This window comes from Pseudomonas sp. nanlin1 (genome assembly GCF_045571515.1).
Lineage (GTDB): Bacteria > Pseudomonadota > Gammaproteobacteria > Pseudomonadales > Pseudomonadaceae > Aquipseudomonas.
The window spans coordinates 3745517-3771095 of record NZ_CP124218.1 but is presented as its reverse complement, the minus strand read 5'-3'; the positions used below and the strand labels follow the sequence as shown (position 1 = coordinate 3771095).

At 64.3% G+C, this 25579-nt stretch carries 13 protein-coding genes; 8 read left to right on the top strand and 5 right to left on the bottom strand.

The window, feature by feature from the left end; genetic code table 11:
- The first annotated feature begins 39 nt into the window (after window positions 1-39).
- Window positions 40-273 carry a sulfurtransferase TusA gene (gene tusA, locus QCL65_RS17355; protein WP_407310858.1) on the top strand — a complete coding sequence of 78 codons (234 nt, stop codon included), beginning with the start codon at window positions 40-42 and terminating at the stop codon, window positions 271-273.
- A gap of 45 nt (window positions 274-318) precedes the next feature.
- Window positions 319-1464 carry a 4-phosphoerythronate dehydrogenase PdxB gene (gene pdxB, locus QCL65_RS17350; protein WP_407310856.1) on the top strand — a complete coding sequence of 382 codons (1146 nt, stop codon included), beginning with the start codon at window positions 319-321 and terminating at the stop codon, window positions 1462-1464.
- 20 nt (window positions 1465-1484) lie between these two features.
- On the opposite strand, the gene QCL65_RS17345 is transcribed toward pdxB, so the two are convergent.
- Window positions 1485-1655: a PA1571 family protein gene (locus QCL65_RS17345; protein ID WP_407310854.1), complete on the bottom strand. Its 171-nt coding sequence runs from the start codon at window positions 1653-1655 to the stop codon at window positions 1485-1487.
- A gap of 113 nt (window positions 1656-1768) precedes the next feature.
- Between QCL65_RS17345 and QCL65_RS17340 the strand changes: the two genes are divergently transcribed.
- Entirely contained in the window at window positions 1769-3541 is a 1773-nt protein-coding gene (locus tag QCL65_RS17340; protein WP_407316903.1) for an ABC transporter transmembrane domain-containing protein, read from the top strand.
- Between the two features lie 76 nt (window positions 3542-3617).
- On the opposite strand, the gene QCL65_RS17335 is transcribed toward QCL65_RS17340, so the two are convergent.
- Both QCL65_RS17335 and QCL65_RS17330 read right to left on the bottom strand, forming a co-directional pair.
- Complete coding sequence (locus QCL65_RS17335; protein WP_407310852.1) at window positions 3618-3902, bottom strand: pyrimidine/purine nucleoside phosphorylase; 285 nt, start codon at window positions 3900-3902, stop codon at window positions 3618-3620.
- A 78-nt stretch (window positions 3903-3980) separates the two neighbouring features.
- Window positions 3981-4523 carry an exonuclease domain-containing protein gene (locus tag QCL65_RS17330; RefSeq protein WP_407310850.1) on the bottom strand — a complete coding sequence of 181 codons (543 nt, stop codon included), beginning with the start codon at window positions 4521-4523 and terminating at the stop codon, window positions 3981-3983.
- Window positions 4524-4745: 222 nt separating this feature from the next.
- On the opposite strand from QCL65_RS17330, the gene QCL65_RS17325 reads away from it, so the two are divergent.
- Complete coding sequence (locus QCL65_RS17325) at window positions 4746-5558, top strand: substrate-binding periplasmic protein (RefSeq protein ID WP_407310848.1); 813 nt, start codon at window positions 4746-4748, stop codon at window positions 5556-5558.
- Window positions 5559-5563: 5 nt separating this feature from the next.
- On the opposite strand, the gene QCL65_RS17320 is transcribed toward QCL65_RS17325, so the two are convergent.
- Window positions 5564-6370 (bottom strand): prolipoprotein diacylglyceryl transferase family protein, encoded by an 807-nt coding sequence (locus tag QCL65_RS17320; protein ID WP_407310846.1) that lies wholly within the window; start codon window positions 6368-6370, stop codon window positions 5564-5566.
- 162 nt (window positions 6371-6532) lie between these two features.
- Between QCL65_RS17320 and QCL65_RS17315 the strand changes: the two genes are divergently transcribed.
- The 3 genes from QCL65_RS17315 to QCL65_RS17305 all read left to right on the top strand — a co-directional run bounded on the left by QCL65_RS17315 (window position 6533) and on the right by QCL65_RS17305 (window position 11735).
- The gene (locus QCL65_RS17315) at window positions 6533-9640 is read left to right on the top strand and encodes a dermonecrotic toxin domain-containing protein (RefSeq protein WP_407310844.1); all 3108 of its coding nucleotides are present in this window, start codon (window positions 6533-6535) and stop codon (window positions 9638-9640) included.
- 95 nt (window positions 9641-9735) lie between these two features.
- On the top strand, window positions 9736-10410 hold the full coding sequence (locus tag QCL65_RS17310) for a response regulator (RefSeq protein ID WP_407310842.1): 675 nt from the start codon (window positions 9736-9738) through the stop codon (window positions 10408-10410).
- Window positions 10407-11735 (top strand): ATP-binding protein, encoded by a 1329-nt coding sequence (locus QCL65_RS17305; protein ID WP_407310840.1) that lies wholly within the window; start codon window positions 10407-10409, stop codon window positions 11733-11735. Before QCL65_RS17310 ends, QCL65_RS17305 begins: the two co-directional genes overlap by 4 nt.
- An 87-nt stretch (window positions 11736-11822) precedes the next feature.
- On the opposite strand, the gene QCL65_RS17300 is transcribed toward QCL65_RS17305, so the two are convergent.
- Window positions 11823-12365 carry an RNA polymerase factor sigma-70 gene (locus QCL65_RS17300; protein ID WP_407310838.1) on the bottom strand — a complete coding sequence of 181 codons (543 nt, stop codon included), beginning with the start codon at window positions 12363-12365 and terminating at the stop codon, window positions 11823-11825.
- A gap of 263 nt (window positions 12366-12628) precedes the next feature.
- Between QCL65_RS17300 and QCL65_RS17295 the strand changes: the two genes are divergently transcribed.
- Window positions 12629-25540: a non-ribosomal peptide synthase/polyketide synthase gene (locus QCL65_RS17295; RefSeq protein WP_407310836.1), complete on the top strand. Its 12912-nt coding sequence runs from the start codon at window positions 12629-12631 to the stop codon at window positions 25538-25540.
- The last annotated feature ends 39 nt before the right edge of the window (window positions 25541-25579 follow it).

The window sequence follows — 25579 nt, the reverse complement described above, 5'->3', positions numbered from 1 at the left end:
CAGCCTGTGCACCTGCACTCTTTATTTTGGAGCCCCTGTATGACTGAGGACGCTATCCTCGACGCCACCGGCCTTAACTGCCCGGAGCCGGTGATGATGCTGCATCAACACATCCGCGACCTGAAAGCCGGCGGCTTGCTGAAGGTGATCGCCACCGACCCGTCGACCCAGCGCGACATTCCCAAGTTCTGCGTATTCCTGGACCACCAATTGGTCGAGCAGCGGGAAGACGCCGGCACCTATCTGTACTGGATTCGCAAAAAAGCCCAATGATCCAGCCCTGGCGGCCCTACCGGCGCGCCCTTGACGGAGCCCACCATGCTAATCGTTGCCGACGACAATATCCCCTTGCTAGAGCCGTTCTTCCAAAGCTTCGGTGAGATTCGCCGGGTGCCGGGGCGCGGTCTCGACCGGGCCATGGTCAAAGACGCCGACGTTCTGCTGGTGCGCTCCATCAGCCAGGTCGATCGGGCGTTATTGACGGGCAGCGCGGTACGCTTTGTCGGCACCTGCACCATCGGTACCGACCACCTGGACCTCGACTACTTTGCCGAGGCCGGGATCCAGTGGGCCAGCGCGCCCGGTTGCAATGCTCGCGGGGTGGTGGACTACGTGCTGGGCAGCTTGCTGACCCTCGCTGAGCTGGAGGGCTGCGCGCTTAGCCAGCGGCGTTACGGTGTGGTCGGGGCCGGGCAGGTGGGGGGGCGTTTGGTCAAGGTATTGCGCGGCCTGGGTTGGGACGTGCGGGTGTGCGACCCTCAGCTTGAAGCGGCGCAGCCCGGCGCGGGTTACGTGAGCCTGGATGAAGTGCTGGAGCAGTGCGATGTCATCAGCCTGCACACGCCTTTGACCCGTGAAGGCGAACACCGCACCTGGCACCTGCTCGACCGCGAGCGCCTGGCGCGCTTGCGCCCGGGCGCCTGGCTGATCAACGCCGCCCGCGGGCCCATCGTTGATAACCTGGCCCTGCGCCAATTGCTCCTGGCCCGTGATGACCTGCAGGCCGTGCTGGACGTTTGGGAGCATGAGCCGCAGGTGGATGCCGACTTGGCCGAACTCTGCGTAATCGCCACACCGCATATCGCCGGGCACAGCCTGGACGGCAAGCAACGCGGCACTGCGCAGATCTACCAGGCTTTCTGTCGCGCTTTTGGTTTCCAAGCCGAGGTAGATTTGGCGGACTTGCTACCCGCGCCCTGGTTGGCGGGGCTTAGCCTGCACGCAGATGCCGGGCTGGACTGGGCACTGTCGACCTTATGCCGCAGTGTCTATGACCCCCGGCGCGACGATGCCGACTTTCGCCGCAGCCTCTGCCCTGACCCCGCGCAACAGCGGTTAGCCTTCGATGCGCTGCGCAAGCACTACCCGCTGCGCCGGGAAATCGAAGGTCTGCCTGTAAGTGTGCAGGGGCCCGCGGCGGATCTGCGGGCCATGCTGCAGGCGTTAGGCTGCCGAGTAGCCTAGCAGGGCGTGCGCTCCCCCCGTTAAAGGCCTTGAAGCTTGTCTTTTTCCAGTTTCGAGCAGGCTTCGCGCACCATGGTTTCGGTGATCGGCACCTCTTTGCCCTTTTCGTCGATCAGTGCGCCGCCCACAGGGTCTTCGGGGCGAATCTTCGGTACGGCCAACGGTTGTGCTGGCTGGTCATGGTCGGTCATGGTCCGTCTCCCTATTAAACGAGTGGCTAGTGTTCTGCAGACTTTTGCCAGGCGGGTGAGTTCCGTTGGTGTAGGCTGGACGCTCCATGGCAGACAGGCGGACCCCCTTGAATATCCTCTCATCGACTCAGCGCCGCGGCCTGCGCCTGGCGTGGCGCTTTATCCGGCCCTACCGTTGGCAGAGCCTGGGCGCCTTGCTGGCCTTGGTGATCACGGCGGGCATTACCTTGTCCATGGGGCAGGGTATTCGCCTGCTGGTAGACCAAGGCTTTATGACTCGCTCACCGCATCTGCTCAACCAGTCCATCGGGGTGTTCATGGTGTTGGTCGTGGCCCTGGCAGCGGGGACTTTTACCCGTTTTTATCTGGTGTCGTGGATCGGCGAGCGTTGCGTCGCCGACATCCGCCGCGCGGTGTTCGACCACCTCATCCAACTGCACCCCGGTTTTTACGAGAACAACCGCGCTTCGGAAATTCAGTCGCGCCTGACCACCGATACCACCTTGCTGCAATCGGTCATCGGCTCGTCCTTGTCGCTGTTTCTGCGCAATGCCCTGATGGTCATCGGCGGCATCGTTCTGCTGTTTGTCACCAACCCTAAATTGACCGGCATCGTAGTCCTCGCCTTGCCTTTGGTACTGGCGCCGATCCTGGTATTCGGCCGCCGCGTCCGCGGGCTGTCGCGCCAAAGCCAAGACCGGATTGCCGACGTGGGCAGTTACGTCGCCGAGACCCTTGGCCAGATCAAAACCGTACAAGCCTATAACCACCAAGGCGAAGACCGTCGCCGCTTTGCCCTGGCCGTCGAGCAGGCATTCACCACAGCGCGCCTGCGCATCGTTCAGCGTGCCTGGTTGATTACCCTGGTGATCGTGCTGGTGTTGGGCGCGGTGGGGGTGATGCTCTGGGTGGGCGGCATGGATGTAATCGCCGGGCGCATTTCGGGGGGCGAATTGGCGGCATTCGTGTTCTACAGCCTGGTGGTGGGCGGCGCCTTTGGCACCCTCAGTGAGGTCATCGGTGAGCTGCAACGCGCAGCGGGCGCCGCTGAACGTATCGCCGAGCTGTTGCAGGCGCGCAGTGAAGTCCAGCCGCCCGTTGCGGCCTTGCAAGCACTGCCGGCTCGGGCGACCGGGCGCCTGCAATTGCAGGGCGTGTCGTTCGCCTATCCGTCGCGACCTACGCCGCGGGCCATCGATAACCTCAGCCTGACCATCGAAGCGGGGGAAACGGTGGCCCTGGTGGGGCCCTCGGGGGCCGGTAAATCCACCTTGTTCGACCTGTTACTGCGTTTTTACGACCCGCAGCAGGGGCAGATTCTTATCGATGGCTACGACTTGCGCCAGCTTGACCCACAAGACCTGCGCCGACATTTCGCCCTGGTCTCGCAGAACCCGGCGCTATTCGTGGGCAGCGTGGAGGACAATCTGCGCTATGGCCAACTCCAGGCCAGCGACGAGCAGGTGCGGCAAGCGGCGCGCATTGCCCACGCCCATGAATTTATCGAGCAACTGCCCCAGGGTTATCAAACGCGTCTGGGAGAAGCGGGCCTTGGACTATCGGGAGGCCAACGCCAGCGCTTGGCGATTGCCCGCGCCTTGCTGGTAGACGCGCCCATTCTATTGCTCGACGAAGCCACCAGTGCCCTCGACGCGCAAAGCGAACATTTGATCCAACAAGCCCTGCCGACCTTAATGCAGGGCCGTACCACCCTGGTGATCGCCCACCGCCTGGCGACGGTGCAGAACGCCGACCGAATCGCCGTAGTGGAGCAGGGCAGAGTTATCGCGGTGGGCACCCACCGCCAGCTGGTGTCTGAAAACCCGCTCTATGCACGCCTGGCAGCATTGCAATTCAACCCAGAGCACGAAGCACGGACCCCGTAGGAGGGGCCTCGGCCCCGATCTTTTGATCTTGCAGCCAACCCCCGATTAAGCAAAAAGATCGGGGGCGAGCCCCCTCCTACCCGCGGTATTCGCACAGGTAAGCCGTTTCAACCGCGACCTTAAGCTGAAACTTGCTATTGGCCGGCACATTGAACTGGCTGCCAGCGGCAAATTCTTCCCAACCGTCGCCATCGGGCAGCTTGACCGTCAATGCGCCCGAAACCACATGCATGATTTCCCGCTGGGCGGTGCCAAACTCATATTCACCAGGCGCCATTACGCCAACCGTGGCTGGCCCCTCGGCGCCAGTAAAGGCAATCGACTTGACCGTGCCGTCGAAGTATTCATTGACTTTAAACATGGGCGACTCCTAAAAAGGGGAAAAAATGGCTGGCCAGTATGCCCAAGCGCCCCGAAGCCGTCATCCGCTTTATAAACCTTACCCTGGCAAGGCCAGGGGCAATAGCCGAGCAGTATTGCGTGCATCTTCCAGGGCGCGGTGCTGTTGCCCATTGAATTGCAGGCCAGCCAATTGCAGCGCACCGTTGAGCCCGAGGGGGCGTTGCAGCTGGCGCGCTTTGGCGAAGCGCTGTTTGAGGTTGATGTGTTGCACGTCTGCGAGCAGGCTGCTGAGTTGGTGGCGCTGCCATTCCAACAACAACTGCTGGCGGTCGTAGTCCCCCCAGCTCACCCAGCCCTGCAGATGATCGCGATGGTGGTTGAGCCAGCGTTCGAAGGCTGGCCAGACGTGGGCGAAGCTTTCAGCGTTATCGACATTTTGCTGGCTGATGTGCGTGAGTTGCCGGCAAAAAGTAGTCAGGCAGGGCCGGCGCCGGGGCCGTACAAAACGCTGGAAATGGTCGACCTCATAGCCTTGAGGGTTCACCAGGCTGGCGCCGATCTCGATGATTTCCATGTCGTGTACCGGCCACCCCCCTTCATCGGTGGTGGCTTCGAGGTCTATCACCAGCCAGTACGGCATAGCAGGCTCCAAATGTGCAATGCGTTGTGAAACTAGAGCGTAGCGAATAAGCAAAGGTTCGGATCTCTCCGACGCAAGGCGGGTTGTAACCTCGCGTGTGAAGCCTGAATGGAGAGCCCCCGTCGCCGATGGGAGGTCGCTTTCCCACAATATTCATGTTGTTTAATAACGTTAAAACGCCTAGCTTAGCGGCATTCAGTTTCCTACCGTACCGAGGTTGTCATGTCCACGCCATTACGGGCGGCGTTGCAATTCATTTGCCTGGCATGGACTGCCTTGATTGCCTGGCCCACGCTGGCCGTACAGGACGTACGCATTGGCGCCGCGCATTTTCCGCCCTACACCATTCGCCCCGAGCAAGGCGCTGATACCGGGCTGCTACCCGAGTTGGTGAAAGAGCTCAACCGGATTCAAAGCGATTACCGCTTCGTGATCGTGCCCACCTCGATTCCTCGGCGTTTTCGCGACTTCGAAGACGGTCGGGTCGATATGGCCATCTTCGAAAATCCTGATTGGGGCTGGGAGAACATCCGTCATGTGGCGGTGGACCTCGGCCTGGAAGATGCCGAAGTGTTCGTGGCGCGCCGCGAAGGGCACGACCAGCAGTATTTCAACGATCTGAGCGACAAGCACCTGGCGCTGTTCAGCGGCTACCACTACGCCTTCGCCCAGTTCAACGCTAGCCCCGAGTACCTGGCGACTCATTTCAATGCCAGTTTGACCTACTCCCATGACAGCAACCTGCTGATGGTGCTGCGCAAGCGAGCTGACGTAGCCCTGGTGACGCGCTCCTACCTGATCGACTTCATGCAACGTAATCAGCAAGAAGCGCAAGAGCTACTGATGTCTGAGCGCGTCGATCAGGTCTACCACCACTACGCCCTGATTCGCCCGGCGGCGCCTATTTCTGCTGAAGAATTCAGCCGCTACCTGACGCAGCTACGCGATGCCGGGGTGATGCGCCAGATATTCGAGCCTTTCCGTATCGCAGTCGTCGCCGCCAGCAATGGGGCGGTGATCGCCAACAAGCCCTGAGGCGGTTAGGGCTCGAACAGTTCCAGGGCATGGTCCAGGCTAGCGGCCGACAGTTCACCCAGGTGGTTACCCAACAGTCGCCCGTCGGCGCCGTAAAACAAGGTCGTCGGTAAGGCGCGCGAGCCGACCGCCTGGCCCAACTGGCCGCTGGGGTCGAACAGCACGTGTTGCAATTGCAACCCGGCGGCGGTGACAAAGCTGTTCACGCTGGCAGGGCTTTCCCCCTGGTTGACGTACACGAAGCGCACATCGGGCCGGGCGGCCTGGGCTTGGATGAGCACAGGCATCTCGCGCCGGCAGGGTGGGCACCAGGTGGCCCAGAGGTTGACGACCAGCGGGCGGCCTTGCAACGAGCGTAGATCAACGGCTTGACCGGCGGCGTCGTGCATCACGATGTCCGGCAACGCCGTGTTGCGCTCATAGAGGTGAATGGCCAACAAGCCCATACCCCAGAGCGTCAGCCCCCCTAGCACGCCATGGGCCAGAGGGCGGCGCAGGCCGGGCTGGCGCCAGGCGTAGACGCAGCCCCCCAGCAGCGCCGCGGCTACGCCCGGCCAGAGCAGAAAGCCGCCATCACGCAGATCGACGGCCTGCCACGGGTCGGCCCAATATTGGCCGCGATAGGCCCAGACAAAACTTATCCGGGCGACTAACACACCCACCAGCAACAGCATGAACAAGGCGCCCTCAGGGTTTTGCCCATGGCCACGCCGGGCGCTGTAGCCGCCCACTACGGTGGCCAGCACCAAGGCCAGCAGCAGTAACAGGTGATTGAGGGCCAGGGCGAAGGGGCCTACGTTCAGACTTAACATGGTGATGGTCCGAGGAAAAGGGCTGGCCAGTATGCTGGTCCGGGAGTTAAGCACTGATTAATAGCCGGTTCGGAACCGTCTGAATGTTTTGTTCCAGCGTTATCTACCCGCGTGCCGTAGCCGTGCGGCTCAGGCTTGGGCTTTGCCCTTGGAGCCTAGGCCATGACCGACAACCTAACCGACCTTTCCCGCCAGCAATTGCTGGATATCGCCCGCGAGTGGGTCGAACGTTTCCCCGACCTGCATAGCCTGGCCCATGAACAGGCAGCCGCCCTGATCAAACGGCACAGCGGACGCGCCCTGGACCCCGACAAGGTGTATTGGCACCGCTTCGAAAATGCGATCAGCAGCCCGCGAACCTTCAGCGGTTGGCAACATCACGGGCTCCCACAGCAGTCGATGACCCTGCTGGAACTGCTACTGCACCGCTTTAGCGCCCACGACCAGGACAACATCGATACGTTGCAAACCATGGGCGGTTTCTACACCGATGGCCCCGAGCATGGGCTCTATGACGAGCGCAATGAGGTGCGCCTATTGCCGGCGGATCTATTGGCGGACTTTTGGCGAGTCGACTTCGGCGACCTTTATCACACACGGCTGACGCAATTCTGGACGCGCCACGGCGGGCACTTCGTGGCACTGGCCCGGGCCACTTTTTTCGCCGAAGTGCGCTTGCAACGCCACCTGTTAAACGGCGCTGAGCTAAGCCTGTTGAACAGCGGCCTGGCCAATGGGCTAAGCGTGCCCCTGAGCGTGGATACACTTAGCCGCGCTGCGCCGAGTGCCGCCGGGGCAAGCCTGCATACCTTGAGCATTGGTGGCTTGGTTGCCCGGGACGTATTGCGGCTGGTGGATGAGCAGGGCCGCCAGGTGCTTTACCTGCCTGGCGATCAGCGCAGCCTGCTGGGCTTTGCCGACCACAGCGCGTTGTACGCATGGGTCCGCAGCCAATGCGCCGATCCCCGTGGCCTAGATACTCTAAGCCGGCACTTCTCGGCCTTTAACGCTCTAGATTCCGAGCAAGCGCGGCAACTCACCCAATACCTTGAGCAGATTCGTGACGACGCCAGCGGCCAGCATCAGGGCCTGCTCAATCAGGCATCGACGTTAATCGAGGGCGACGGTTTTTTTCATTTGCGCGAAGTCGCGCGCTGGGAAATGAAACGTCAGGCCGACACCCTGCTCACCACCAATGACCAATTGCGCCGGCAACTCTGGATTCGCTACCTCGGCGCGTTCATTGGCCTGACCAACAGCATGGCGCCGCTCGGTTGGCCGGCGGCATTGATCGTGGTGGGCGCGAGCATCGCCCATATCACCTTGTGCACCCAGACCGCCCTGCAAACCAGTGACCGTCGCGAACGCCGACAAGCAATCCTCGCGGCCATCGGCAGCGCGATCACCGTGCTGTTCACCGCACCTCTGATTTTCATCAAAAGCCCCGGCCTGGAAGAACCCGGCCTGTTCGAGACCCTCACGCAGGACGAGCCCCCGCTACCCGCCGAGCCTGTGCCAGAGCAGGTTGCGCTGCTCAGCCTGGAGCGACCACGGCCCACCTTTGTCATGCCAGAAGGCGGCTACTGGAATAGCCTGGGGCTGGTGGAAAGGTGCGACGTAAAGGTGGTTTACCAGGTCCGAGAATTACCCCGCGGCGCCGATCCCACCCTGCCATTGACCGAAGGCCTGCGCGCCACCCACACGTTCGACTACGCGCGCAAAATGCTCGGCGGCCCAGTCCTGCGCGCGTTTGCCACGCCGCGCGGCGCCGTGCATTACGCCCAGGCGGCGTTCGATGGGCCGTTTGTCATGTATGAACTGGATATCGACGGTTTGCCGAGTGTATCCCTGCGTGAAAACCTGCATTGCAACCCCCGTTTCATGGCCACGCGGGAAGGTTACCCGGAAGACTTCGTCGAGCAGCGTTTGCGCCAGGGCCGAGCGCTGGACGACTTCGCTAACGACGGCTGGCTATTCGATGAGGTACACGTTCAGGGCGATGGCCTCGATGGCTCGCGCATTACCCTGGTCGACCCCAACAGCCTGGAACACTTGGCCCAGGCCCTGCAACGCTGGGAGCTGACCCCAGGTGTAAGTACGGTGCTGCGCGGGGTCAAGGTGCGCGAGCCGCTGCATTGTGGCGCAACACCGCGCTACAGTATCGAAGTAGCAGGTTATCCGCAGTCGGTGCGCTACGATCCGTTGACGAACACATGGCGGACCTACCCAGGCAAGGCCTACCGGCTGCAGCCTGAGACCGGGTGCTTCAGCCTGCTGCCTGAGGTCGACAGTGAACCGCGCCCCAGCCCTGCACAAATGGACGAGGCGCTCCAGGGCCTGGGTATTCAAGTGCGCTGGCCATGGACTTTGGCGCCGCTCGAGCGCACGGCCGCCCAGCCGATCAGGCGCGCCTTGCATTTCATCTGGATCGGCCGGCAGATGCCCAAGCGTTTCGTCAACCGGGTCATCGCCAATGCAACCCTGGCCGATAGCGGTGAGCGACCTTTCACCAGCCACTTGTACCTGGCCATCAACAACGCCCGGTCCCTCGACAAAACCATGCTAAGCCTGGCGCAGCGGCCATCCTGCCTGACCGTGCACTACTTGCAGGACACGGCTTTTTTCGAGCATTTCCAAACCACGCCCTTTTTCGAGCAATACCAGGCGAGCAGCACTGGCAACGCGCTCAATTACGCCAGCGCCGTGGACACGCTGCGGTTTGCTCTACTGGACCATGAAGGGGGCTTGTACATGGATGTCGACGACACGATTTTGCCGCCCGAGCCCGGCGAGCCGGCCTTTGGTGACCATGCCTTTGAGGTCGCACCGGGGCAGTTGCTGTTGGGTAACCTGGTACGGCACCGACGCCTGGGCATGATGATGGACTTCAACACCAGCCACTTTGGTTCGTTGCCGGATAATCCGTTGCTACGGGATATTTCCCTGGAAAGCTTTCGGCGTTTTCAAAACAACCGTGATCTGTACCTGAACCGGCCCTTTGAAACCATTAACAGCGACAGTGAAATGCAGGCTTATGCGCGGCGCATCAGTTATGTCGGCGGGCCGGCGCTGCTCAATGCCGTGGTGGATGCCCGACTGGAAGATTTCCGCCAGTTCCGCGGCCTGAACCGCATGGCCCGTGGCGAGCTTTGCTTGCCGGCCGAAGAGATCACCCGGATCAAAGCGCTGGTGCAGGCCCGCAATGGCGACTACAGCGCCCTGGGGGGGGTGATTCGCATTGGCACCACGGCCAGCTGGATGCATACCTGAAGGGCAGACGGTTGGGCTCGAACGGCGGCATAATAATGCCTTAATGACCCGCGGCCATAGTTGGCCGCCTGTTTGCCCTGCCCATGAGTCCCGCCATGCATGTGTTGCTCTGCGAAGATGATGACCTGATTGCCAGCGGCGTGGTCGCTGGCCTGACCGCTCAAGGCCTGACCGTCGACCGCGTGGCGAGCGCGGGCGCCGCTCAGGCCATGCTGTCGGCGGCACGCTTCGATGTGATGGTGCTGGACCTAGGCTTGCCCGATGAAGACGGCCTGAAGCTGCTGCGCCGCTTGCGCCAGCGCGGTGAAAGCCTACCGGTGTTGCTGCTGACCGCGAGGGACACGGTCAGCGACCGAGTCGACGGCCTGCAGGCCGGCGCGGACGATTACCTGCTCAAACCCTTCGACCTGCGTGAGCTCTGCGCGCGCTTGCACACGCTGGTCAGGCGTGTGGCCGGGCGTGCGGTGAATATCATCGAACATGGCCCGCTGCGCCACGACCCCAGTAGCCGCGAAACCTGGTTGGGCGAGCAAGCTGTGGACCTGTCGCGGCGCGAGCAGGCACTGCTGCAAGCGCTGTTGCAGAACCGCGGGCGGGTGCTCTCCAGCGAGCAACTGAAAGATAGCGTGTATGGCTTTGCTGACGAGGTAGAAAGCAACGCCTTGAACGTGCACATCCACCACCTGCGCCGCAAGCTGGGCAACGGCATTGTCGAAACGGTGCGCGGTTTGGGTTATCGCCTGGGCCCGGCCGGGCCGGTGCAACCATGAGCCTGCGGCTGCGCCTGAGCCTTATCCTGGGCGGTGCCTTTATTATGATCTGGGCCCTGGCGGCGGCCTGGATGTTTCGCGACTTGCGCAGCCAAATGATGTTTTCCCTCGACCAGCGGCTGGTGGCCTCGGCGCGCATGGTGGCCGGGTTGGTGGAGCAGTTGCCGCCGCTGCCGCTCAATGGTGAGGCCTCGCGCTTCAGTGCCGACCAGCTCAGCATCCCCGACGGCATGGCCTGCCAGGTCAGTTCCCTGCGCGGTGAAATCCTCGCCCGCAGCCATGGCAACGAACAGAACCTGGATGACCAGCGCAGCGGCTTCCACGACCAGGAAATCGACGGCGCTCACTGGCGCAGTTTCACCCTGGCGCGCGGTGATGTGCGCATCACCACTGCGGACCGCCAGCAGGAGCGCGAGGCGTTGAATCGTTCGGTGCTGTTGGCCGCCTCGGTGCCAGTGCTAGTCGCCTTGTTCGGCAGCCTGGGCGTGCTATGGGTGGGGGTAGGGCAGGGCTTGGCCCCCTTGCAGCGCATGCGTGATGCGTTGCGCAAGCGCAGCCCCGACTCCCTCGAACCTTTGCACGTGCGGGCCTTGCCCAGTGAGTTGCAACCGCTGTTGGACACCCAGAATCAATTATTCTTGCGCATTGGCCAGACCATCGAGCGCGAGCGGCGCCTGACCGGCGACGCGGCCCACGAACTGCGTAGCCCGCTCACGGCCATCAAGACCCACCTGCAGGTGGCCCGGATGACCGAAGGTGAGCCTCGCGAGCAGGCCTTAGCCCATGCCGAAGAGGGCGCCGACCGCCTGCACCGCACCCTGGAGCAATTGCTGCTATTGGCCCGCGTCGAAGGCAGCCTGTCTTTCGACGACGGAGCCGAGTGCAATGCCGAACAGGTAGCGCGCTTGGCCATGCAGGACGCCAGCCAGGGCGATGGCCAACGCCTGCAATTGCACCTGTCGCCGGATGCACCCAGCGCCAGTCTGGCACTGCCTTCGGCGCTGGCCATCGCGGCGTTACGCAACCTATTGGACAACGCTCTGCGCCATAGCCCCCGCGAGCAGCCGGTGCACCTGAGCCTGGCCGGCGAGCCTGGCTACGCCGTGTTGACCGTGCGCGATTTCGGCCAGGGCATCCCCGGCACCGACCTGCAACACTTGACTCAGCGCTTCTGGCGCAGCAACCACAGTACAGGCTGTGGCCTGGGCCTGGCGATTGTGCAAGCGATCGTCCAGCGGTGCGGGTGCGAACTGCATTTCGACAACCAGGCTGACGGCCTGCGCGTAACCCTGAAGATGCCCATCACCCCCGCCGCGTCCGCGTAGGAGGGGGCCGGGCGGCGCTCCGCTTGCCCCCGATCTTTTGACGTTAGGCCCGCGCCGCCTAAATTTCCGCACCCCACCTACGTCTACTTATTGCGCCATGTTTACGCTTTTGCGGCAATGCACCATGGCGTCGCGAATCATAAAGTTGACCAGGGTGGGTGACACCCCCAATTCGCGGGCGATGTCTTTTTGCTGGACGCCATGCAGACGGTACATCTCGAAGGCATAGCGGGTGCGTTCCGGCAATTCGCCTAAGGCGCTGTCGATGTGGTCGAGGGTCTCGCGGTTGAGGTTTTCCGTCTCTGGGGTGGCGCCGACGATGGCGACATTCAGGCCTTCTTCCTCGCTGCCGGAATATTTGAGCTCCAGCATTTGTTTGCGGTAGTGGTCAATCGCCAGGTTGCGCACGATCCTGAATACGTAGCTGATCTGCGCCTTGAGCGGCAGGTCGACGCGGCCGATCCCGGCCAGCCTGAGGAAGGCGTCTTGCACCACGTCCTCGGCACGGCTGGGGCAGCCGGTAATGCGTGCAGCGGTCTTCACCAGTGTGCGTCGATGCTCGATCAAAGCGCGTAACAGCGACGAGGCGCCTGATTCAATGATGTGCTCGACGCTTGCATGTTCCTGCATGTGGGTACCTTCCTTCGGCCAGTGGTGTCGGAACGTCAAGGGTTCCTGTAACGGCAAGGCAGGCATATTGATGATAAAATGTTTCAAAGGCAAATGATTATTATTAACGTTAGATAACAGCTGCCGTAGATTCTGCTCATAACGCTCACCTCGCACCCCCTATAAATTCCCTCCGGCTGTATCCGTCTAGCTTGCATACGAAAGCGCCACCTTCCGTCGGGAAGCGGGCCATGTCCGTGCAAGGATCATGAACAGGTACAGCAATGACGAACTCCTTTGAACGCCCGACCTCCCTCGCCGCCGCACTGACGCGCAATGCCCTCGCCAACCCTGACGGGTTGGCGTTGCGCTTTCTGCAGGGCGACACCGAGCACGGCCAGGTGCTGACATGGCAAGCGCTGCAGCGCAAAGCCCAGGGCATTGCCCTGGCCCTGGCGGCGCAGGTCGCGCCGGGCGAGCGCGCGGTGCTGCTGTTTCCCAGCGGGCCGGACTACGTCGCGGCCTTTTTCGCCTGCCTGTACGCCGGCGTCATCGCCGTACCCGCTTACCCACCGGAATCCAGCCGGCCCCAGCACCTGGGCCGTTTGCTGTCGATTCTCGACGATGCGCAGCCGGCGTTGATTCTGACGGTCGAACACCTGCAAGCGTCCCTGCACGAAGTCGCCCAGCACCTGGGCAGCGCCTTGCCGCCACGGCTGTCCGTCGACAGCCTGGCGCCCGCTGCCGAAGGCCAATGGACCGGTGCCTTGCCCCAACCTGAGGCCATCGCCTTTTTGCAATACACCTCCGGTTCCACGGCTACCCCTAAGGGCGTGCAGGTCAGCCATGGCAACCTGGAGGCCAACGAATGGCTAATCCGCCAGGGCTATGGGGTCGACAGTGACGACGTCATCGTCAGTTGGCTGCCGCTTTACCACGATATGGGTTTGATCGGCGGCTTGCTGCAAGGTGTCTACAGCGCTATCCCGGTGGTGTTGATGGCGCCGCAGTACTTTCTTGAACGGCCGCTGCGCTGGTTGCAGGCGGTCAGCGACTACCGCGGCACCATCAGCGGCGGCCCCGATTTCGCCTACCGCCTGTGCTGCGAGCGCATCGCCGAAGCACGTTTGGCGGGGCTCGACCTGGCCCACTGGCGCGTGGCGTTTTCCGGTTCGGAGCCGATCCGTGCCGACAGCCTGGCCCTGTTCAGTGAAAAATTCAGCCCGTGCGGCTTCACCCCCGAGGCCTATCTGGCCAGCTATGGCCTGGCCGAAGCCACGCTGTTCGTCACTGGCGGGCGCCCGGGGGCTGGCATTGCAGCGCTGCAACTGGACGGCCAAGCGCTGGCTGCCCATCGCGCCGAGCCTGGCAGCGATTCCACCGTCATGAGCTGTGGCTGGGAGCAGCCAGACCACCCGCTGCTGATCGTCGACCCGCACAGCGGCCAGACCCTGGCCGACCAGCAGGTGGGTGAAATCTGGAGCAGCGGCCCCAGCCTGGCCCAAGGCTATTGGCGTAACCCCCAGGCCAGTGCCGAGACCTTCGTCGAGCGCGCCGGGCGTACCTGGTTGCGTACCGGCGACCTGGGCTTTCGCCGCAATGGCGAGCTGTTCGTCACTGGGCGCCTGAAAGACATGCTGATCGTGCGCGGGCAAAACCTCTACCCGCAAGATATCGAGCGCAGTGTCGAAGACCAGGTGGCCGACGTGCGCAAGGGCCGGGTGGCGGCCTTTGCCTGGAGCCAAAATGAGGTCCAGGGTTTTGCCGTGGCGGCCGAGGTGGACCGCCGTCGTCAGCGCCAGGGCGGGTTGGACCGCCTGATCGAGAGCATCCACCTGGCGGTCGCCGAAGTGCACGGCCAGGCGCCGTTGCGGGTGGTATTGCTGGAGCCAGGCAGCTTGCCGAAAACCTCCAGCGGCAAGCTGCAGCGCAGCGCCTGCGCCCAAGGTCTATTGGCCGGCAGCCTCGCACAGGTGGCCAGCGACCTGCCTTCGCGCGTGCCCCAGGCGTCACCCAGCCAGCCATTGGCGCAGCAGGTGGCCCAGGTGTGGTGTGATTACCTGGGCGTCAGCGAGGTGGCGGCCGATAGCAGCTTTTTCGGCCTGGGCGGCAATTCGATTCAAGCGGTGCAAATGATCGCCCAACTGCGCGATGAACTGGGTCTGGAACTGCAACTGAGTGACCTCTACCAGGCCAGCCGTTTTGGGGCCTTCTGCGCGGTCCTGCAGCAAGCGCAGCCGGCTACAGCGATGCCAATCCCAAAAGCGCCGGCCGCCGTGGAGGTGCCGCAATCCCTGGCGCAGAATCGTCTGTGGCTGCTCTGGCAATTGCAGCCTGGCAGCATCGCCTACAACATTCCCGGTGGCCTGCGCCTGCGCGGTGAACTGGATATCGATGCGGTACGCCGCAGTTTCGCCATTTTGCTCGAGCGCCATGCCTCGCTGCGCAGCGTGTTCTTCGAGCGCGACGGCCAGGGTTATCAACGGGTGGAGCCAGCCAAGGGCTGGCAGTTGCTCCACGATGACTTGAGCACTTGGCCTGAACAGCAGCGCGAAGCCCAGGCCCAGGCGCTGCGCGAGCAGGAAGCGGCCACCCCCTTCGACCTGGAGCAGGGCGGCCTGTTCCGGGTGCGCCTGGTGAGCCTGGATGAGCAGCAGCACCTGCTGCTGGTGACCCTGCATCACATCGTCGCCGATGGCTGGTCGCTGGCGATTGTGTTGGATGAATTCGCTCGACTCTATGCCGGTGCGGTCCAGGGCCAAGCGGTGCAACTGGCGCCGCTGTCGATCCAGTACAGCGACTACGCGCTGTGGCACGCCAGCCACCTGACGGCGGCCGAGCACGCTCGGCAGTTGGCCTATTGGCAGCAGGCCCTGAGCGGTGTCCACAGCCCCCTGGCGCTGCCCCTGGACCGCCCGCGCAGTGCCAAGGTTTCGGCGGCGGCGCGCGTTAGCCAGGCCCTGGACAGCAACCTTTGCCAGCGCCTGCGCCAGCTGGCCAAAACCGCCCAGGTCACGCCGTTCATGCTCCTGCTCGCCAGCTTTCAAGCATTGCTGCAGCGCCATGGCGGGCAGCGGCAGATCCGCTTGGGGGTGCCCAGCGCCAACCGCGACCCGCTGCAGACCCAAGGCGTGGTCGGCTTTTTCATCAACACCCAAGTGATCAGTGTCGAGGTCGACAGCCAGCAGCCCTTCAGCCAGTTGCTCCACGCCACTGCGCGCCGAGTGGTAGAGGCTCAGGCGCATCAGGGGCTGGATTACCAACAGGTGCTCGAAGCCGTTGCCGACGGCACTGACAGCCCGCTGTTCGAAGTGCTGTTCAACCACCAGCAGCGCGACCACAGCGCCCTCAAGCGCCTGCCCGGGCTGTTCGCCGAAGAGCTGCCGTGGTTCAGCCACGAAGCCAAGTTCGACCTGCAACTGCACACTGAAGAAGACACCCACGGGCGTATCCGCTGGTCATTCGACTACGCGGTAGAACTGTTCGACCGCAGCAGTATCGAGCGCCTGGCCCAGCAATGGGTTCGCGTCCTTGAGCAGGTGTGCGCCGACCCGCAACAGCCGCTGGCCAACCTGCAACTGCTGGGCAGCGAAGATTTGGCGCAGCTCCAGCATTGGGGCAGTCAGCCGGCGGCTGCGGTGACGGGTTTGCTGCCGCAGTGGCTAAGCGATCAGGCCGCCGCCAGCCCTGATGCAGTGGCCCTGATCATCGACGATAAGCGCTTGAGCTACGCCGAGCTGGACGCTCGCGCGAATCGTTTAGCCCATCATTTACGCGGCCTGGGCGTACGCCCCGAGGTGCCCGTGGGCCTCCTGGCGCCCCGCAGTGAGACGCAGATGATCGCCTTGCTGGCCGTGCTCAAAGCCGGTGGTGTCTGCGTGCCGCTGGACCCGGACTACCCACTGGAGCGCCTGCGCTACATGGTGGCCGACAGCGGCATGCCGTTGCTGCTCGGCAGCCCGGCGGCCCTTGAACGGCTGGGCAGCGTGCCCAGCGGCGTGACCTGTCTGGACCTCGACAACCTGCACCTGGGCAGCGCTCCTCAGGACCCGCCGCCACTGGCCGTGCACGGCGAAAACCTGGCCTATGTGATCTACACCTCGGGCTCCACCGGCCAGCCCAAAGGGGTCGGTAATACCCACGCGGCCCTGGCTGAGCGCCTGCACTGGATGCGTCAGGCCTATGCCCTGGACGCCAGCGACGTGCTGTTGCAAAAAGCCCCGCTGAGTTTCGACGTCTCGCTGTGGGAGTGTCTCCTGCCTTTGGTAGTGGGGTGCCCACTGGTCTTGGCCGGGGTCGATGAACAGCGCGACCCGCAGCGCTTGATCGAGCGGGTGCGGCGCCATGGCGTGACCACCTTGCACTTCGTGCCGCCATTGCTGCAGCTGTTTCTCGAAGAGCCTGAAGTCACCCAGTGCGTGAGCTTGCGGCGAATTTTCAGCGGCGGCGAGGCCTTGCCCGCCGCGTTGGTCGAACGCCTGGCCGCGCAGTTGCCGGGGGTCGAGCTGCATAACCGCTATGGGCCGACGGAAACCGCCATCAACGTGACCCATTGGCACTGCCAGGGCGAGGTAGGCGCCAGGGTGCCGATCGGGCGGCCGTTGGCCAATGTCACCTGCGCCGTGCGCGACGCTGAATTCGCCTTGGCGCCCAGCGGCGCCGCCGGTGAGTTGATCCTCGGTGGCAGTGGCCTGGCCCGCGGCTACCTGGGCCGCCCTGGCTTGACCGCTGAACGCTTCGTGCCCGCGCCGGGCGGTACGCGCTGTTACCGCAGCGGCGACCTGGCGCGCTGGCGCGCTGACGGTGTATTGGAGTACCTCGGGCGCCTCGACGCTCAAGTCAAGTTACGCGGCGTGCGCATCGAGCTGGAAGAAATTCGCGCCCACTTGATGCAACAACCCGGCGTGCAACAGGCGGCGTTGTTGCTGGATGACAACCCGGCCGGCGGGCAACTGCTGGCCTACGTGGTCAGCCAGGCCGAGGGCAGTGACGAGGCCATCTGCAGCCAACTTAAACAGGCCCTGCAAGCCTGTCTGCCAGACGCCATGGTGCCCGCCCATGTACTGCGCCTGGCGCAACTGCCCCTGAGCCCCAGCGGCAAGCTCGACGCCCGTGCGCTGCCACGGCCGCAAGTACGCCTGCGCGAACATCGGCCGCCACGGGATGCCCGCGAGCAACAACTGGCGGCGATCTGGCAAGCCGTGCTGGAGGTGCCGCAAGTCGGCCTCGACGATGATTTCTTCGAACTGGGCGGGCACTCACTGTTGGCCACCCGTATCGTGTCACGGGCACGCCAGGCGTTCGCCGTCGATCTGCCCTTGCGCAGCCTATTTGAAAGCCGCCGCCTGGGCGATTTCGCCCAATGGGTGGCCCGCGCCCAAGCCGACGGCCGCGGCGACACCCAGGGCCCTATTGCCCGGGTCGACCGCAGCCAACGCTGCGCGCTGTCCTATTCCCAGCAACGCATGTGGTTCCTCTGGCAGCTCGACCCCCACAGCCCCGCCTACAACGTCGGCGGCATGGCGCGCCTGCGTGGCGCCCTGGACGTGGCGCGTTTCGAACAAGCCTTGCAGGCGTTGATCCAGCGCCATGAAACCTTGCGCACGTGTTTCCCCAGCGAAGACGGCAAGGCCTGGCAGCAGGTGGCCGAACAATCGAGCCTGGTCATGCAGTGGCTTGATCTCAGCCAGCAACCCCAGGCCGAGCATGCCGCGCAAGTGCAAGCCCTGGCCGAGCAACAGGCGCACCAGCCGTTCGACCTGGAAAGCGGGCCGCTGTTGCGCGTTTGCATGGTCAAGAGCGCGGCCCAGGACCATTACCTATTGGTGACCCTGCACCACATCGTCACTGAAGGCTGGGCCATGGACATCTTCGCCCGTGAGTTGGCGCAGTTGTATGAAGCCTTGCTTGACGATCGCACCAGCCCCTTGGAGCCGCTGCCGGTGCAGTACCTGGACTACAGCGCCTGGCACCGGCAGTGGCTGGAAGACGGCGAAATGCAGCGCCAGCTGGGTTACTGGCAGGCGCAGCTCGGCGGTGAGCAACCGCTGCTGGCACTGCCCAGCGACCGACCACGGCCCGCCGTGCAAAGCCACCGCGGCGACCTGCACCGCTTCGACCTGGAGCCGGCCCTGGCGCAACGGGTCAAAGCCTTCAATAACCAGCGCGGCTTGACCCTGTTCATGACCATGAGCGCCGCCCTGGCCCTGTTGCTGTACCGCTATGGCGGGCAGCAGGACCTGCGCATCGGTGTGCCGCTGGCCAACCGCATTCGCCCTGAAAGCGAAGGCCTGATTGGCGCGTTTCTCAATACCCAAGTGCTGCGCATTCAGCCCCACGGGCAGATGTCGGTGGAACAACTGCTGGAGCAGGTGCGCCAAGTGGCCATCGACGGGCAGTCCCACCAGGACGTGCCGTTCGACTACCTGGTCGAAGCCCTGCAACCGGAGCGCAGTGCCGCCTACAACCCGCTGTTCCAGGTGATGTGCAACGTGCAGCGCTGGGAGTTCCAGCAAAGCCGGGAAATCGCCGGCGGCCTGCAGGTGGACTACCTGGTCAACGATGCCCGCGCGACCAAATTCGACCTCAACCTGGAGGTCACCGACTTCGATGCGCAACTGCGTTGCTGCCTGACCTACAGCAGCGACCTGTTCGACGCCGACACCATCGAGCGCATGGCCGAGCACTGGCAGCAATTGTTGCAGGGCATGCTCGACGCGCCGCAGCAGCGCCTCAGCGAAGTCCCGTTACTGACACCGGCAGAACAGCAGCGCCTGTTGGCCCAGCCCCTTGTGGCTCCGGCCTTCCTCAGTGTGCCCGCGCGCTTCGAGCGTCAGGCAGCGGCCACACCCGCAGCGCGTGCGGTGAGTTGCGCCGGGCAAACCTTGAGTTACGCCGAACTGAACGCCCAGGCCAACCGCCTGGCCCGTTACCTGGCGGGGCAGGGGGTGGTGCCGGGGCGCCAAGTGGGCCTGGCCCTGCGCCGCTCGGTGGACATGGTGGTCGGCGTGCTGGCGATCCTCAAGGCCGGCGCGGCGTACGTGCCGCTGGACCCCGAGTACCCCAACGACCGCCTGCGCTACATGATCGAAGACAGCGGCGTGGTGGTGCTGCTCGGCCATCGGGAACTGCAGGAAACCCTGGGAGCACTGCCGTCCGACGTCACGTTCTGTTGCCTGGAGGATTACGCCTCAGCATTACCGGCGCTGGCCAGCGATAACCTGCAGTTACCCAGCCACCCGGCAGACCTCGCCTATGTGATCTACACCTCCGGCTCCACCGGCCTGCCCAAGGGGGTTGCGGTGGAGCAGGGCCCGCTGGCCATGCATTGCCAGGCGGTGGGCGAGTTGTTCGGCACCAGCGGGGCTGACTGCGAGCTGCATTTTTATTCGATCAACTTCGACGCGGCCAGCGAGCGTCTGCTGGTGCCGCTGCTATTCGGTGCCGAAGTGGTGTTGCGCGAGCAGGGCCAGTGGGACGCCCAGAGCATCTGCGGCTTGATTCGCCAACAGGGCATCAACGTGCTGGGCTTTACCCCCAGCTACGGCAACCAGCTGGCCCGATGGCTGCGCAGCCAAGGCCAACAGCTACCGGTGCGCTTGTGCATTACCGGTGGCGAAGCCTTGACCGCCGAGCACCTGCAGGCGCTGCGGGAAAGCTTTAGCCCTGGCACCTTGTTCAACGCCTACGGCCCCACTGAAACCGTGGTGATGCCCACCGCCTGTGCCGTGCCGGCGCAGTTGGTCGAAGGCAGTGTGCCGATTGGTCAAGGCGTGGGCGTGCGCAGGCTGTACGTACTCGACGCCGACCTGGCGTTGCTCCCCCGTGGCGCCATTGGCGAACTTTATGTGGGTGGCTATGGCCTGGCCCGTGGTTATCACCAGCGCCCCGGCCTGAGCGCCGAGCGCTTTGTCGCTGACCCGTTCGGCGGGTCCGCTGGCGGGCGCCTGTACCGCACCGGCGATCTGGTGCGCTGGCGCCGCGACGGCCAGTTGGAGTACGTGGGGCGCAGCGACCAGCAGGTCAAAGTGCGCGGCTTTCGCATCGAACTGGGGGAGATCGAGGCGCGTTTGTCCAGCGCTGGCGAGGTGCACGAGGCCTTGGTCCTGGCGTGCGAGGGCCCGTCGGGCACGCAATTGGTCGGCTACGTGGTCGCCCAACCTGGCGTGCCTACCAGCGGTTTGCCCGAACGCTTGCGCGCGCACCTGCTGGCGGCGTTGCCCGAGCACATGGTGCCCGCGCATCTGCTGCTGCTCGATTGCTTCCCGCTGACCGCCAACGGCAAACTCGACCGCCGCGCCTTGCCCAGCCCGGATCTGCAAGCGGCCCAGGCGCAGTACCAAGCGCCGCGCAGCGCTTTGGAAGTGCTGTTGGCGAAGGTGTGGAGTGACACCCTGGGCGTGGCCCAGGTGGGTATCGACGACAATTTCTTCGCCCTGGGCGGTGACTCGATCCTGTCCATTCAAGTGGTCAGCCGGGCCCGCCAGGGTGGCGTGCACTTCAGCGCCCGCGACCTGTTCCAGCACCAGACCGTGCGTACCCTGGCCGCCGTTGCGCAGCACAGCGAAAGCGTGCGCATCGAGCAAGGCCCGGTGACGGGTAGCAGCCTGCTGACGCCGATCCAACAATGGTTCTTCGAGCAAGCCTTGTCACGCCCGCAGCACTGGAACCAGTCGCTGCTGTTGGAGCCCAGCGAAGCCCTGCAACCTGCGCTGCTGGAGCGCGCCTTGCAGTTGCTGGTCAGCCATCACGATGCGCTGCGGCTAAGCTTTGACCGCCAGGGCCGGGCCGAACATCGCCCGCCCGAGGCCATGCAAACGCTGTTGTGGCAGCGCCAGGCCGAGACCGCCGAGCAGCGCCTGGCCCTGTTCGAGGAAGCTCAACGCAGCCTCGATTTGCAAACCGGCCCCTTGCTGCGTGGGGTTTGGGTGCAGGGCCAGGCGCCACGGCTGTTGCTGGTGATTCATCACTTGGCAGTCGACGGTGTGTCCTGGCGCATCCTCCTGGAAGATTTGCAAAACACTTACCGCCAATTGGCCCTCGGCCAAGCGCCGAATTTGCCCGCCAAGACCAGCGCACTGCGCGACTGGGCCCAGCGCCTGCGCACCTATGCCGGTAGCGAGCCGTTACGCGAAGAGTTGGCGTGGTGGCAGCGGCAGTTGGGCAACCCTGCCAGGGAGTGGCCAGGCGATAGTCCCGCAGCCCAGGACCTGCAGCAACACGCTCTGAGCGTCCAGCTGTCACTGGGCCAGGAACTCACCCAGGCCCTGCTGCAGCGGGCGCCGGCGGCCTACCGCAGCCAGGTCAACGACCTGCTGCTCACCGCCTTGGCCCGCGTGCTGTGCCAGTGGAGCGGGCAGCCGTCGGTGTTGGTCCAGCTCGAAGGCCACGGCCGTGAAGAACTGTTCGACGACATCGACCTCAGCCGCAGTGTCGGCTGGTTCACCAGCGCTTACCCAGTGCGCCTGGTGCCCACCGAACAGCTGGGCAGCAGCCTCAAACGCATCAAGGAACAGCTGCGTGGCGTGCCCCATAAAGGTCTGGGTTACGGCGTGCTGCGCTACCTGGCCGATGCCAACAGCCGTGCGGCCATGGCCGCGTTGCCCGAGGCGCGGGTGACCTTCAACTACCTGGGGCAGTTCGACCAAAGCTTCGCCAGTGACGCCCTGTTGCGCCCAAGCCCCGAAGCCGGGGGCGCCCAGCACGACGAGCAGGCGCCGTTACCCAACTGGCTGAGCATCGACGGCCAAGTCTATGGCGGTGAGCTACAACTGCGCTGGACCTTCAGCAGCGCGCGCTACCAGCGCCGCACCATCGAGGCACTGGCCCAAGCCTATCGCCTGGAGCTGCAAGCCTTGGTCGAGCACTGCCTGGCTGAGGACAGCGACGGCGTCACGCCCTCGGACTTCCCCCTGGCGCGCCTGGACCAAGCCCAGCTCGATGGCTTGCCCCTGCCGTTCGCCCAGATCGAAGACGTCTACCCGCTCACGCCGATGCAAGAGGGCCTGTTGCTGCATACCCTGCTGGAGCCGGGTACCGGCATTTACTTTATGCAGGACCGCTATTGCATCGACAGCGCGCTGGACGTCGAGCGTTTCGACCAGGCATGGCGTGCCGTCGTCGCGCGTCACGAAGCGTTACGCGCCTCGTTTTGCTGGAATGGCGGCGAGCAGATGCTGCAGATCATCCATAAAGGCGCGGGCGACGGGGTGGAGTTTCTCGATTGGAGCGCCAGCCCGGCCGACACTCACCAAGCGCAGTTGCAGACCCTACTGGCGGACGAACGCCGCGCCGGTTTCGACCTGCTCGAACGCCCGCCACTGCGCCTGCGCCTGATTCGCCTGGCGCCTGACCGGCATTGGTTCATCATGAGCAACCACCACATCCTGATTGACGCCTGGTGCCGCTCGATCTTGATGAGTGACTTTTTCGCGATCTATCAGGCCCTCGGCCAGGGCCGCAGCGCCGACTTGCCTGCGCCGCCGCGCTACCGCGACTTTATCGCCTGGCTTCAGCGCCAAGGCCTGGAAAGCGCCCAGCAGTATTGGCAAGAAGCGCTGGCCGGCTTCGAACGGCCCAGCTTTATCCCCAGCGATCGGCCTATCGTGCACGACAACGCCGGCATGCAGGTGGGTGACCGCTATGTGCGCCTGCTGCCGGCCGAAGGCGCGCGGCTGCGCGAATTGGCGCAGCAGCATCAGTTGACCGTCAACACCTTCGCCCAGGCGGCCTGGGCGCTGGTACTGCGTCGCTACAGCGGCGACCGCGATGTGCTGTTTGGCGTCACCGTGGCGGGGCGCCCCGCTGCGCTGCCGCAGATGCAACAAGCGGTGGGGCTGTTTATCAACAGCATTCCCCTGCGCATCGGCATGCCGGCGGCGGGCCAGGCCATGAGCGTACGGGAGTGGCTGCAAGGGCTGTTCGAACAGAACCTGGAACTGCGCGAGCATGAACACCTGCCGTTGGTGAGAATTCAAGCGTGCAGCGAGCTGCCGGCTGGCCAGCCGTTATTTGACAGCCTGTTCGTGTTCGAGAACGCTCCCGTGGACGTCTCAGTGCTGCACCAGGCCCAAGGCTTGAACGCGCGCTCGGAGTCGGGCCGCACCCACACCAATTACCCGCTGACCGTAGTCTGCTACCCGGGCGATGACTTGGGCCTGCACCTGTCCTATGACCAGCGCTTCTTCGAAGGCGCGACCATCGAGCGCCTGCTGGGCGATTTCCAGCGCCTGTTGCTGGCGTTGGTCGAGGGTTTCGCCGGTGATTTCGCCGCGCTGCCGCTGCTGGCTCCGGCCGAGCGCAACCAGTTGCTCAATGACTGCAACCAGACCGCCCAGGCTTACCCCCTGGAGCAGGGCTACGTGGCGCTGTTCGAGGCGCAGGTGGCGGCGCATCCGCAGCGGGTCGCCGCCCGTTGCCTGGACCAGCACTGGACCTATGCTGAACTTAATCGACAGGCTGGCCACCTGGGCCAGGCCCTGGTTGAGCGTGGGGTACAGCCCGACCAAGCGGTGGCGCTGTTGGCCGAGCGCGATTTACCGCTGTTGGGCATGATCGTCGGCACCCTCAAGGCCGGCGCCGGTTACCTGCCGCTCGACCCGGCCCACCCAGCCCAGCGCCTGGCCCACATCCTCAGCGCCAGCCAGGCCCGGGTGCTGGTCTGCAGCGCCGCCTGCCAGGCCCAGGCCGAGCGCCTGTTCGACGAGCTGGCCTGTAACGGTCGGCCGATCTTACTGGTGTGGGAAACCCTGCAAGCCGCAGCCCAGGGTCCGGTTCAGCCGAGCGTTGCCGTAAGCGGCCAGCACCTGGCCTACGCTATCTACACCTCCGGCTCCACGGGCCTGCCCAAGGGCGTGGCGGTGCACCAGGCTGGCATGCTCAACAACCAGTTGAGCAAGCTGCCGTACCTGCAACTGGGCCCCGACGACGTGATCGCCCAGACCGCCTCGCAGGGCTTCGACATTTCCGTGTGGCAGTTCCTCACCGCCGCGCTGTGCGGCGCCCAGGTGAACATCGTCCCCGACGCCATCGCCCACGACCCGGCCGCGTTGCTACGGCACATCAGCGACGCCGGCATCAGCGTGCTGGAAAGCGTGCCATCGTTGATCCAGGGCCTGCTCAAAGAAGACCCGGCCGACCTCTCCAGCCTGCGCTGGCTCCTGCCCACCGGTGAGGCCATGCCGCCAGCCCTGGCCCGGGAATGGTTGCAGCGTTACCCGCAGGTGCCGCTGGTCAATGCCTACGGGCCGGCCGAGTGTGCCGACGACGTGGCCCTGTTTCGCGTCGACCTGGCCGCCACTGACAGCGCCTACCTGCCCATCGGCACCCCCACCGACAATAACCGTCTGTACCTGCTTGGCGACGATCTGCAACCCTTGCCCTGCTGGGCCAGTGCCGAGTTGTTTATCGCCGGCACCGGGGTCGGTCGCGGTTACCTGGGTGACCCCGCGCGCACGGCGGCGAGTTTTCTCCCCGACCCGTTCGGTGGCCCCGGCGAGCGCCTCTATCGCAGCGGCGACCGCGCACGCCGGCGTATAGACGGCGTGCTGGAGTACGTCGGGCGCGCCGACCACCAGGTGAAAATCCGCGGCTACCGCATCGAACTGGGAGAAATCGAAGCGCGTTTACGCGAACTGCCCGAACTGCAGCAAGTTGCGGTGGCGACCCAGGTTGGCAGCAGCGGCCATTACCTGGTCGGCTACGTGGTGGCCAACGCCGACCTGGCGCTCGATGACGCAGCGTTGTTCGAACGGCTCAAGCAGGCACTGCGCGCCCATTTGCCCGACTACATGGTGCCGCAGCACTGGCTGCGCCTGGCGCAACTGCCGCTCAACCCCAACGGCAAGCTCGACCGCAAAGCCTTGCCCGAGCTGACCTTTGCCAGCGGTCTGCAGCAGGTGGCGCCACGGACCGAGCTGGAAGCCACCCTGGCCGCGATCTGGGCTGAGGTGCTCGGCGTCGAGCAAGTCGGGGTGACCGACAACTTCTTCGCGCTGGGCGGGCATTCATTGTTGGCCACCCAAATCGCTTCGCGGGTGCAAAAGACCTTGCAGCGCAACGTGCCGCTGCGGGCCATGTTCGAGTGCAGCAGCGTCGCCGAGCTGGCGCTTTACATCGAAGGGCTGCAGGGCGCCGCCCTGACCGAGCACACCGCCAGCCGCATCGACGACCTTATGTCGCGCCTCGAGGCGCTCTAAATTTCGGGCCCCGACGGGCCCCTCAACCATGCAGAGAGG